The following is an 11,199-nucleotide window of genomic DNA, read 5'->3' as shown; positions in this document are numbered from 1 at the left end:
GAGTCATTATATCATTTATCAATAAGTTATATCAACACACTATTAAAACAGAGCCAAAACTTAACCGACGCAGAAGCGGCAGAAGTAGTCGGTATGAACCGCGAAAGCAATCAAGAAGACTTGTATCAAGCGATAGAAAATGGCGATTTTCCTAAGTGGAAAATGTATGTGCAAATCATGCCAGAAGCTGAGGCTGATAGCGTTCCTTATCATCCATTTGATTTGACCAAGGTATGGCCAAAAGGCGACTATCCACTGATTGAAGTCGGTGAGTTTGAATTGAATAAAAATTCTGACAACTACTTTGCCGATGTTGAGCAAGCGGCATTTGCCCCAAGTAACTTGGTGCCAGGCATCAGCGTTTCTCCTGATAAAATGCTACAAAACCGCTTGGTGAATTACGCCGATGCCCAGCGCTACCGTGTTGGTGTCAATCATCAGCAAATCCCTGTGAATAAGCCGCGTTGCCCTGTGATGAGCAATCATCGTGATGGTCAAGGCCGTGTTGATGACAATTATGGTGGCCGTCCGCACTATGAGCCCAATAGCTTTAGCCAGTGGCAAGAGCAACCTGACTATGCTGAGCCGCCATTAAAGATTAATGGTGATGCGGCGTACTATGATTTCCGTGAAGACGATAGCGATTATTTCAGCCAACCGCGCGCGCTCTTTAACTTAATGAGTGCTGAGCAGCAACAGGTGCTGTTTGAAAACACGGCTGGCAACTTGTCGGGTGTGCCTGACTTTATTCAGTATCGTCATATTCGCAACTGCAACTGGTGTGAACCTGCTTACGGCGCAGGCGTGGCCAAAGCCTTAGGTGTAACCGTAGAAGAGGCTATGGCTGCCCGCGAAACTGATCCAGCTGGTCATTTACCTAGCTGCTTATAATTTATAAATTTTATAAGACTGTCTCTATTAAAAACTTATTTTTGTCAAAAAACACCGTTCTAGAAAACTAGAGCGGTGTTTTTGATTGAATTATGTCTTTGATCTTGAAATTTTCTGCTACGCCCCTATTAGTATAAACAGCTTAGCGGTATTCAAAATGATACCAAACCCAAAAAGTACGATTAGCTGTGTCAAACTCGCTTAGTCTACCGTGCGTAGTACTTGCACTTGTTTTCCTTGCTATTCTAATTTTTGTGAATGGTATTACGCTTCTCTGATATTTATTAGAGTAAGTTTGGTTTGATTGCTGTTATTTTATAATAAGTTTCTAATACAAATTAACGGAGTTTTTTATGAGTGAACAGACCCAAGTGGATGGTAAAAACCCTGAATTAAAAAAACATACCTTTGAAGCTGAAGTGGCGCAACTACTGCATTTAGTAACGCATTCGCTATATTCTAATGCCGATATCTTCGTGCGTGAGCTGGTCTCTAACGCCTCGGATGCTTGCGATAAACTGCGCTTTGAAGCGACCAATGATGACAGTCTTTATGAAAACGATGGCGAGTTAAAAATTCGCATTGCCGTCGATGAAGACGCCAAAACCATTACCTTTACCGATAATGGCATTGGAATGAATGAAACCGATGCGATCGAAAACCTAGGCACGATTGCCAAATCTGGTACCAAAGCATTCTTAGACAAATTGTCTGAATCACAAAAGCAAGATGGTCAATTAATCGGCCAGTTCGGGGTTGGTTTCTACTCCGGGTTTATCGTTGCTGATACCATTAGCGTTGAATCACGCAAAGCGGGCGAGCCTGCCGATAAAGGCGTGCGCTGGGTATCAGACGGCACAGGCAGCTTTACCGTTGAGCCTATCAGCAAAGACACGCGCGGCACTGCCATTACCTTGCATCTAAAAGAAGAGTATTCTGCAGGCGAAGACAGCTATCTCGATCGCGGCAAAATCAAGGGCTTAGTCAATAAATATTCAGATCACATCAGCTTACCGATTCAGATGCGTAAAGAGGTTTGGCAAGAAGATGAGGCTGAGGAAGGCGACGACGCTGAAAATGCCGCACCAGCTAACGGTCAAATGGTTCTGACTGACGAATGGGAAACCATTAACAAAGCCAGCGCACTATGGACACGTTCAGCATCTGAGATCGAAGATGACGAATATATCGACTTTTATAAAAACATTAGCTATGACATGGACGCGCCGCTCACATGGACCCATAACCGTGTAGAAGGCCGTGTACAGTATACTCAGCTGTTATATATCCCTACAAAAGCACCTGCCGATTTATATACTCGTGAGCAGCAACATGGTTTGAAATTATACGTCAAACGCGTCTTTATTATGGATGAAGCTGAGCAATTATTGCCGATGTACTTGCGCTTTGTAAAAGGGGTGATTGATTCCGCCGACTTGCCATTGAACGTCAGCCGTGAGCTATTACAAGAATCACGTGATGTGAAATCTATCCGCGATGGTAACGCCCGTCGTACTTTAACCTTGCTAGCAAGCCTTGCCAATAGCGAAGACAGCGACAAGCAAGAAAAGTTCGCCCAGTTTTATAGCGAGTTTGGCGATGTCATCAAAGAAGGTCTAGGCGAAGACATGGGCAATCAAGAACGTATTGCCAAACTGCTTCGTTATGCAACCAGCACTCAAGATGGCGAAACAACCAGCTTTGAAGACTACAAAGGTCGTATGAAAGAAGGGCAAAAAGCCATCTATTATCTAACCGCTGATAATCTAGCGGCAGCAAAGAATAGTCCGCAACTTGAGCTGTTCAAAAAGAAAGGCATCGAAGTTATCCTGATGACCAGCCGTGTCGATGAATGGGCGATGAACTTTTTAACCTCATTCGATGAGACACCACTGCAAAACATCGCCAAAGGTGCGGTAGACTTGGGCGACTTGCAAGACGAAGAAGAGAAAGCAGAAGCTACAAAAGCTGAAGAGACACTAAAACCAGTGGTGGATAAACTCAAAACGGCTTTAGGTGAACGCGCCAAAGACGTGAAGGTATCGACGCGTTTGGTTGATAGTCCTGCCTGCTTGGTCGTTGGTGAAGGTGAGCTGTCGCCACAAATGATTCAGATGCTGAAACAAATGGGTCAAGATGTACCAGAAAGCAAGCCCACGCTTGAGGTCAACCCAGATCATCCACTGATTAAAAAGCTTGAAAGTAGCGAGCAGTTCGATGATTTGGCTCAAGTAATTTTTGACCAAGCGTTGCTAGCAGATGGTGGTCAATTGGAAGATCCTGCTGCTTATCTTAAGCGCGTTAATGAGTTGTTGATGAGATAATATTCAACACGCCCTAGTATTTAATAAAAAAGGAGGTCTTTAGTCTAAGGCCTCCTTTTTTTATAGGTTTAAGAGGGTTTTTTAAGTGAATTTTACAAATCAGCCTTATCCTCTTGACCGACAATCCGTTACAATCGCGATAGATTAGCGGGCTAAACTATTAAATCGTACTTCTCGCTTTTCAACCCTATTTTATCGTGAATTAATTACAATATTTATATCAATATGCCTTATAAAAATGTTCATCTAAGACATAAAAAAGTACTGATATCGAAATATTTTATCATTGATTTACTTTATTTCTATCGACTGGCTAGAGGTCTAAGTCTTTGTCACTTGCGTCGTTAAAAACTGTATCGCTTCAGCGTTTTTCGCTCAATTTCGCTGCCAATATCATTGCAACCTTATGGATGCTGGTCGGATCGACGCGTGCATTTTCTTGGGTCAAGCCCACCTTTATTCAGTTTGCTGTCTTTGCATTATTAGCACTCGGTAGTAATGTGCTGTTTTCTTTTTTGGCTGCTGAACACGGCAGCATCTTTAATGAGCAAGGATTGGTCAGCTATTTAATCTGGCCAATGATTATTCTATTGGGCGGTATTATTTTGGCACGGCGCGCGGGCAATCAAGCGCTGGTTTTTGTGCCCGTAGTACTGTGGTTAGTCGCCGATACATTATCGGCATTGCTACAAAGCTTGGTACAGTTTTTAGGTAGTTATGGTTGGTTGCCGGGCTGGAGCTATTCGTTTTTACCTATCCTGTTCCTCGTGCTGTTCTTATGGCAGACCTTAGCACTATTATGGATATTTTTCCGTCGCCTGCGTATCTCATGGTGGGAGCGGGTGATTGTATTGATAGGTGCGGTGGCACTGTTGACAATCTGGCAGCGTAATGTCGCTGATCAGCCAATTTTTAAGCAGATTCCTGTAGAGTCTGTATTAGAGGAGGCGGCACTGTATGAGCAGCCGCGTCTGCTACAGCAAGCATTAAATAGCATTGATTCGAGTACCGATGGCAAGACCGATTGGTATTTTATGGGTGTTGCTGGCTTCTCTGATCAAAACGTTTTTCGTTCTGAAATTAATAAAGTACGTGAATTGTTTGATGTGCGTTTTGGCACCAGTGGGCGCTCTTTAGCATTGATTAACAATACTTATAGCTGGCTTGATGAGCCAGTCGCCACCAAGACCAGTGTTTTACGAGGTTTAAAACGCATTGGTCAGCAGATGAATGCCGATGAAGATGTATTGATGCTGACGCTATCCTCACACGGTAATGAAGATATCATTCAATTGGCAAATCCTCCGCTTGCAATGGAAAATTTGGATGCCGCATGGCTACGTGAAGCGTTAGATGCGTCAGGTGTCCGCTGGCGAGTGATCGTGGTTTCAGCCTGTTATTCAGGCTCATTTATCGACGAATTGGCGTCTCCAACCACAGTAATAATTACGGCTTCAGCCGCTGATAAAATGTCGTTTGGCTGTACCAATACCGCGGAGATGACCTATTTTGGTCAGGCATTTTTTGCAGAGAGCTTACGTGAAAACACCAGTTTTTCTGCCGCTTTTAAAGATGCCGCTTATCGAGTACAAGAGCGCGAGCTTTACATGGGTTTTGAGCCCTCAGAGCCGCAAATGGTTATCGGTAGTTTAATGGAAACAGCCCTGCCAGCGTTTGAGCAAGTGTTATTTGATAAAACTCTACCATCAGTCGCCAGCATCAAGAACGATACTGCTTCTACCTCTGCCTCTATTAATATTGGTCCCGATACGGACTCAAAGGCTTCTATAGATATCGATAGCACCCCCTAAGAGTTTCTTAACCATAGATGTTTCCCAATCGCAGGTATCTCTTATGAGCCGTCGTGTATTTTATTTAGATAAAAGGAATGTCACTTATGAATAATTCTTATAATCACAGTTTGTCTGCCAGTAGCCAACTGACACAAAAAAGTGTCAATCGCTGCTTTGATGGTGAACAGCATTATTATAGCCACGAGTCGACCTCTACTAAGACGCCAATGACCTTTAGTGTTTATCTGCCAGATGAGGCGCTCGCTGGTCGTCGCTGTCCTGCGATTTTATACTTATCAGGTCTCACTTGTAATGCCGACAACGTCACTCATAAAGCGCATTTTCAGCAGAAATGTAGTGAGCTTGGTGTCATATTTATTGCCCCTGATACTTCTCCTAGAAGTGCTGGTGACAGTGATAGCAATGACAGCGGTAATAATAGCCATGACGTGCCCAATGACGAACGCTATTTTGTTGGGCAGGGTGCCAGCTATTATGTCGATACGACGCAAGCGCCTTGGGCAGAAAACTTTAATATACAGAGTTACATCGTCGATGAATTATATGATTTGCTACGTTCAGAGTTCCCGATTGATACTATCGGTATCACAGGGCATTCGATGGGTGGTCATGGAGCACTATTATTGGGCTTTAAATTCCCAAGTAAATTTGTCAGCGTTTCAGCGCTATCACCAGTATGCGCTGCCAGTGAGTCAGCTTGGGGGCAGGCCGCCTATACAGAATACTTCGGCGATGATAAGTCGCTATGGTCGCAAGCAGATGCCTCGAAAGTGATTGAAACAGTCGGTCAGCAGTATTCGAGCATTTTGGTCGACCAAGGCGCTGCTGACAACTTCTTAGCAGAAGGACAGTTGCAAACATCCAAACTACAACAAGCTTGTGAAAAGGCCAAGCAGCCCTTAACATTACGTTATCAGGCGGGACACGACCACAGCTATTATTTTATCCAAACCGTGATTGGCGATCATATCGAACATCACTGGCGTATGGCGCAGATAAGCTAAAACCATTATATAAGCTGACAGCCTGATAGATAAACTGACAGACGGTTACGCTGATTGTCCAACCACGCTTATTTTTTGGTATAAAATAAAGCTTAGTGGGAAAGAGATTGGTTGGAAACCGTTTGTCATATTTAAAGGTAAGACTTTTATGATAAGTAATTTGACAGCGCAAGTAAGTACTGGTTCAACTCACAGAGCGCAAGCGACTCAATCATCGCTTAACACTATGCAGGCTGATATGACTGCGGCTTTAAAAAATAAGCAGCAAAATAGTATGGCGCAACAAGGTAACTCAAAGTCAGAGGCTACTCACGAAAAATCAACTCAGGCAACTACTGATAGATCGCTCGATGCCGCGCAACTATCAAGAGTAATCGAGATGGCGTGGGAAGACAGAACGCCGTTTGACGCGATAGAGCATAGCTATGGTTTCAATGAGTCTGGGGTTATCAAGCTTATGCGTCAGCAGCTAAAGCCATCATCTTTCCGCTTATGGCGTCAGCGTGTCACTAGCCGTGCCACCAAACATCAAGCCAAACGAAGTTTTGATGTCGGCCGCGCTTATTGTAAAACCCAGTATAAGCCGCGCTAGTTGTTTAAGCTTAGTTGTTTAGGTCTGGTTATTTAAACATAGCATTAGCACGTTATAATATTGGTATTTCTCTTATTTAGGACTGACTATCCTATTATCGTATGGCTTTTATTTAGAACTGACTATGGTGTCGGCACTAACGATAAATCTACTTTTATTAACTCTTTATATAAACCTCAATCAGGTAGCTCAATTATGAATAGCCCTTCTAAACCATATTTAATCGCCCCTTCTATTTTATCAGCTGATTTTGCGCGTTTAGGCGAAGAGGTTGAAAAGGTACTAGAGTCGGGTGCCGATGTGATTCATTTTGATGTAATGGACAATCATTACGTGCCCAACCTGACGTTTGGTAGTATGATTTGTAAAGCGCTGCGAGATTATGGCATTGATGCACCAATCGATGTACACCTTATGGTTAGCCCCGTTGATAGTATGATTGAGCAGTTTTTAGAAGCAGGTGCGAGCATCATCACTTTTCATCCAGAAGCCAGCGGCCATGTCGATCGCTCTTTGCAGTTGATTAAAGATGGCGGGGCAGAGTGCGGTTTGGTCCTGAATCCAGCAACGCCGCTACATTATTTAGATTATGTGATGGATAAAGTGGATCAAATCTTACTGATGAGTGTCAATCCAGGCTATGGTGGTCAGTCGTTTATTGAAGGCACTTTAGATAAAGTGCGCCAAGTCCGTCAGCGTATCATTACCAGTGGTCGCCCTATCAGATTAGAAGTCGATGGTGGTATCAAAGCCAGTAATATTCGCGCGATTGCCGAAGCGGGTGCTGATATGTTCGTCGCTGGTTCAGCCATATTTAACCAAGAAGACTATAAGTCTGCTATCGATGCCATGCGTGTAGAGCTGGCATTGGCTAATGGGCATTAACAGCCATTACATTGAATAATCATTATATAATGTTAAGATATTTTATATAACGATGTGCAGCCATGTACAACGATAAGTCATGTAAAGGTGAAATATGGACACGAAAAAACCAATTAACTCGTCAATACCGCCTGAAGCAGTAAACAGTCCTGAGCAACCCCTTCAGAATGAGCCAAAAAAGCCTAGCTTAGTCCCCAAAGGTATTACCATTGGGCTGGCTGTTTTTGCGCTTGTACTCAGTCTTGCAGGTTATGGCTTTCGTTTGATGGTGGGTGATGACACTGGTGAAGTATTACGCCACGCTGTGGTCATTGTACCGGCATTTATGATTGGTATTCCCCTGTTTTTTTGGATCGGCTCACGTGTGCTCAACAAGGTCAAAGGTATGCATATAGAAAGCTGGAATGCCATTAGTTTGGGCTACTTGACCGCTTGTATCTCGATGCTTTGGTTGATGGGAACTTACAGTTAGTCCTATGCCAGCTAATCTGCTATTTTTGAAGATTAAAGCAAATTGCTAGCGAAATTATCTCCCATCAGGAATTTATTATTCATTAATAAGTGACGCTACTATCGCGTGACTGGAATTTTACATGCGAATCATACCAACCAAAATTGCCAATATCATTTATCCAAAAGACCTACCAAATGGCTTATTTACTAGCTTGATTATAGCTTGTTTGCTGTTAGGACTGGCCTCACTGCGTAACGGTACAGATTTACAAGGTTGGCTCAATGTTATCGAAAACTGGCTGCTTATGCTGCTCATATTCCCTACCGCTACGGCGGCGGTTGCCTTACCTTTCAAATACCGTGACCCGACGTTAGAGCTAAAGCTCATGTACTATCTTGGTATGTTTGTTGCCTTTTTATTTACTATGGCAAAACTGCGCTATTGGCGTTAATCCGTGATACGTTTTTATGTAGTCGATACGGTTAAATATCGGTTTTGCAAAAGACTTATATGACAGCACTTGAATTGTAGGCTTAAAGCGTCCATTGTATGAATAAGAACGTTTTGCCCGCATGACTGTAGGATGATAGCTGTGATACATTAGATTATAAGGTTTTACAGGTATGAAACGGGATAATAAGGAAAAAATTGATGCCATACGATATTGATAATGAAATAGAAGTAGATAACGACAGTGCTGACCAGTTTGCAGGATTTGCTAAAGAAACCACGCTTGAGCTGGTGGAAGCAGAGGATGGCAGATTGCTCTTACGTGACGCTGAACAAGATGAAGCGCCGCTGATGACCATTGATTTTTCTGAAAAGCTCAAAGAGATATTAGGCAGTGATACCCAAGCGATTGGTCAGCATATGATTCATGCGGCGATTCAGGTCATCATGCAAAAGCAAATGAGTCAATGGCACGCGCATGTCTATGATAAAGAGCCAACGCATTATAGTTAATATTTAGTCTATCTAATAATAACAGACACTTAAAATCGCGCGCATAAAAAAGGGTATATCAATGGATATACCCTTTTTTATTGCAAATAGTTTGTTTATAGAAAGTATCTATAAAAATAGTTTCTATAGATAATAGCAACTATTTGATTTTAGCTTCTTTAAAGATCACGTGCTGGCGTACTTTTGGATCAAACTTTTTGATTTCCATTTTGCCAGGCATAGTGCGCTTGTTTTTGGTAGTGGTGTAGTAATAGCCAGTACCAGCAGTTGATACTAATTTAATTTTATCTCTCATGATAGCTTTCCTGTAAATGAGGGGTCTTCAAACGATAGGTACGGATCTAAAGTATTCAGTTGCCACAAATAATGTAGCAGAAAAGCAGCTTAAACGACGAAGATGTTCGAGGGCTTAAGCTGCCAGTCTTAACTTATACTTTTTGACCTTGTGCGCGTAGATCCGCTAACACTTTATCGATACCAAGTTTGTCAATGGTGCGCATACCTTTGGTAGACACACGTAGACGTACAAAACGATTTTCAGACTCTACCCAAAAACGATGGTTATGAAGGTTTGGTAGAAAGCGACGACGGGTTTTGTTGTTTGCGTGCGAAACATTATTACCCACCATAGGGCGCTTTCCAGTCACTTGGCAAACTCGAGACATGGCGAACTCCTAATCTATGAGGTATGAGTTTTTCTCATACCAGTCTGGGCAAGTTGCACGTTTTTGCGGCATGGACACAGCAAGCGGCAAGCTTTGCACCAAACAAAACTATATGAAGGTTGAGCTGGTATGACTGTCATCTAAAGGCAAATAACAGGCTGACCAATTCAGAAAATTTTAAAGCCGACATTTATACCATAAAAGAGAGGGATACTCAAATATTTTTATGATTATTGTTGGTTTAAAGGACAGCCATTATACCTTGAAATGAGCCCGCTATGTTGTTGATTATTTAATAGTAAAGATTAATTTTTAGTTGTAAGTTATAACAAAAGTTAGTAAAGTTGCTGTTATATATTTAATACAATCTGTTAATATAACTGGCATTACTGTAAATCTATGTATCATTACCAATCTACTATGATTCTGTGTAATGATTTTTGCTTATTTACTCGAATAAATTACTGCCGACGCGGAGTTCAACACATGTCCTACAGCTCACTATCTCTTCCTTCTAAGTTATTTCAGCTCACTTCTTTGACTTTGGCGCTAGCATTAGCAGGTTGTGGTGGAGGGGATGGTGATACAGTCGATTCTATCGCCCCTGAACCTGATTTGGGCGTACAACCAGGTACCGGCACAGGCGGTAACGATAATGGTGGCAATAATAACGGCGGTAACGATAATGGTGGCGAACAGACACCTGCAGAAGATTTTAGCCTACAAAAACTTTATACCGATCCAACCAATATCAAGCTGACCGATGAGCCTGTTACATTTAATGTCACCGTCAAAGCAGTGGCAAAATCAGGTGGTGCGGCGATTAACAGGTCGGTGAGCTTGAGTGTTGATGATTCTACTAATACTGGGGTGACTATTCAGGGCGCTAGTGTTCAGAGTACTGATGACAAAGGTGAGGCTACCTACGAGCTTAAGCTCAACCCATTAGTACTCGATGAGGAACAAAAAGCGGACTTGATCGAAAATGGTTTTGGATTAAAAGCAGTCGCCAAACAGTCCTCAGATGGCTCAGAAATTACTCAGGTCACAACCGTTCGTGTTAGTAAAGAAGGCAGTGGTGATGGTGGACAAGCGGCAATAGTTAGTAAGCTTAATATAGAAAATAATCTACAAACCACTTCTGTCTCTAATAATAAGCTGAATCCCTACGGTGATACAGCTAAGTTTAATGTTATTGTCAAAAATACCGACGGCGCGCGTGTAAAAGATGTGACTGTTGGCATGGGTATTGCCGATATCAAAGGCATTGCCATTATCGGTGGTAATAACAAAACCACTGATACGAATGGTATCGCAGCCTTTAATGTAAAAATTGATGAGAACTTAACCAAAGCTGAGCGTGACAAGCTGCTACGAGGCGTTGCTTACGCTATTAATATCAAAGAAAAAAATGGCGCAACTAAGAAAAAAGAAGGAACGTTATCTGTTGCAATACCTACCCCACTCTCAACTTGAAATAAGCAAATCAAACTGAAGTGGCGGGTTACCAAGTTTTTTGTTGAGTACAAAGCATAGATTATGTGACAAAATTTTACGAATCAATCGATGAGACAAATGCCATAAATCTCTTGCTCGTACCCTTTGTA

General features: G+C 42.4%; 12 protein-coding genes and 1 pseudogene. 10 read left to right on the top strand and 3 right to left on the bottom strand.

All coding sequences use genetic code 11. The features are described from left to right. From EI162_RS11725 to EI162_RS11685, 9 genes are all read left to right on the top strand, one after another. Positions 1 to 891: catalase (locus EI162_RS11725; RefSeq protein WP_192524522.1), on the top strand; the 891-nt coding region annotated here is incomplete at its 5' end. Positions 892 to 1,244: 353 nt separating this feature from the next. Continuing rightward, a complete protein-coding gene (gene htpG / locus EI162_RS11720; protein ID WP_192524521.1) occupies positions 1,245 to 3,215 on the top strand; it encodes a molecular chaperone HtpG in 1,971 nt (656 codons plus the stop codon). 329 nt (positions 3,216 to 3,544) lie between these two features. Continuing rightward, positions 3,545 to 5,026: a C13 family peptidase gene (locus EI162_RS11715; RefSeq protein WP_192524520.1), complete on the top strand. Its 1,482-nt coding sequence runs from the start codon at positions 3,545 to 3,547 to the stop codon at positions 5,024 to 5,026. A gap of 86 nt (positions 5,027 to 5,112) precedes the next feature. After that, on the top strand, positions 5,113 to 6,033 hold the full coding sequence (gene fghA / locus EI162_RS11710) for an S-formylglutathione hydrolase (RefSeq protein WP_192524519.1): 921 nt from the start codon (positions 5,113 to 5,115) through the stop codon (positions 6,031 to 6,033). A gap of 373 nt (positions 6,034 to 6,406) precedes the next feature. After that, positions 6,407 to 6,625: a TIGR03643 family protein gene (locus EI162_RS14840; protein ID WP_318779320.1), complete on the top strand. Its 219-nt coding sequence runs from the start codon at positions 6,407 to 6,409 to the stop codon at positions 6,623 to 6,625. A 195-nt stretch (positions 6,626 to 6,820) separates the two neighbouring features. Then, positions 6,821 to 7,510 carry a ribulose-phosphate 3-epimerase gene (gene rpe, locus EI162_RS11700; protein WP_192524518.1) on the top strand — a complete coding sequence of 230 codons (690 nt, stop codon included), beginning with the start codon at positions 6,821 to 6,823 and terminating at the stop codon, positions 7,508 to 7,510. A 94-nt stretch (positions 7,511 to 7,604) separates the two neighbouring features. Further along, complete coding sequence (locus EI162_RS11695) at positions 7,605 to 7,982, top strand: hypothetical protein (protein WP_225735264.1); 378 nt, start codon at positions 7,605 to 7,607, stop codon at positions 7,980 to 7,982. A 121-nt stretch (positions 7,983 to 8,103) separates the two neighbouring features. Beyond that, on the top strand, positions 8,104 to 8,415 hold the full coding sequence (locus EI162_RS11690; protein WP_192524517.1) for a hypothetical protein: 312 nt from the start codon (positions 8,104 to 8,106) through the stop codon (positions 8,413 to 8,415). Positions 8,416 to 8,615: 200 nt separating this feature from the next. Beyond that, entirely contained in the window at positions 8,616 to 8,927 is a 312-nt protein-coding gene (locus EI162_RS11685) for a hypothetical protein (protein WP_192524516.1), read from the top strand. Between the two features lie 139 nt (positions 8,928 to 9,066). Here EI162_RS11685 and rpmG read toward each other — a convergent pair whose 3' ends face one another. After that, entirely contained in the window at positions 9,067 to 9,222 is a 156-nt protein-coding gene (gene rpmG, locus EI162_RS11680) for a 50S ribosomal protein L33 (protein ID WP_010201403.1), read from the bottom strand. A gap of 133 nt (positions 9,223 to 9,355) precedes the next feature. After that, a complete protein-coding gene (gene rpmB / locus EI162_RS11675) occupies positions 9,356 to 9,592 on the bottom strand; it encodes a 50S ribosomal protein L28 (protein WP_149488796.1) in 237 nt (78 codons plus the stop codon). A gap of 486 nt (positions 9,593 to 10,078) precedes the next feature. On the opposite strand from rpmB, the gene EI162_RS11670 reads away from it, so the two are divergent. Continuing rightward, positions 10,079 to 11,068 carry a hypothetical protein gene (locus tag EI162_RS11670; RefSeq protein ID WP_192524515.1) on the top strand — a complete coding sequence of 330 codons (990 nt, stop codon included), beginning with the start codon at positions 10,079 to 10,081 and terminating at the stop codon, positions 11,066 to 11,068. Here the strand turns inward: EI162_RS11670 and EI162_RS11665 are convergent. Then, positions 11,060 to 11,199, bottom strand: a pseudogene (locus EI162_RS11665) (IS982 family transposase); the annotation flags it as partial. The gene EI162_RS11670 and the pseudogene EI162_RS11665 overlap by 9 nt on opposite strands.

The organism is Psychrobacter sp. FME6 (genome assembly GCF_014861365.1).
GTDB lineage: Bacteria > Pseudomonadota > Gammaproteobacteria > Pseudomonadales > Moraxellaceae > Psychrobacter.
This window is presented reverse-complemented; position numbering and strand designations above follow the sequence as displayed.